1 pseudogene is annotated in these 493 nt (G+C 72.2%); it reads right to left on the bottom strand.

Features of this window, described 5'->3' with window-relative positions:
- Positions 1-493, bottom strand: a pseudogene (locus tag QN345_RS19770) (hypothetical protein); the annotation flags it as partial.

Below are 493 nucleotides of genomic sequence, written 5' to 3'. Positions count from 1 at the left end.
GGTGCCGACGCTCAGCACGACGAGGTCGCTCGTGAGGCCGGCGAGCATGCCCGACCGCATCCCGTCCGGCCCCATCGCACCGGGGGCGACGAAGTCGAGGCCGAGGGTGACCGGCCCGTCCGAGCCCGGCGCGAGCTCACGGGTCCACTCCTGCCGGATCCCGGCGACGCAGGCCCGAGCGGTGACGACACCATTGCCGACCTCGATCTCGTAGTGGTGCACCTCGTCGTAGCGCACGCTGATCCCGCCGAGGCCCTGCCCCGGGTCGATCAGCACCGACGCCGTGGCGAGCGGATGCTGCTGCCGGTAGCCGAGCAAGACCGGCTGCTCGTCGTCGAGGGTCGCACCCTCGCCGTGCAGCACGAGCGAGCCCGGCCGTTCCGTCAGCGAGGCGATCTCGGACGGGTAGCGGCGGATCGAGATCCATTCGGGCGACACGACGGTCTCGGAGAAGTCGGTCTCGTAGACGAACTCGCCGGGCCGCGGGGCGCGG

The sequence above is a fragment of the Cryobacterium sp. 10I1 genome (genome assembly GCF_035019805.1).
Classification (GTDB): Bacteria; Actinomycetota; Actinomycetes; order Actinomycetales; family Microbacteriaceae; genus Cryobacterium; species Cryobacterium glucosi.
The sequence above is the reverse complement of the archived record's forward strand: the minus strand, read 5'-3'. Positions and strand labels throughout refer to the sequence as shown.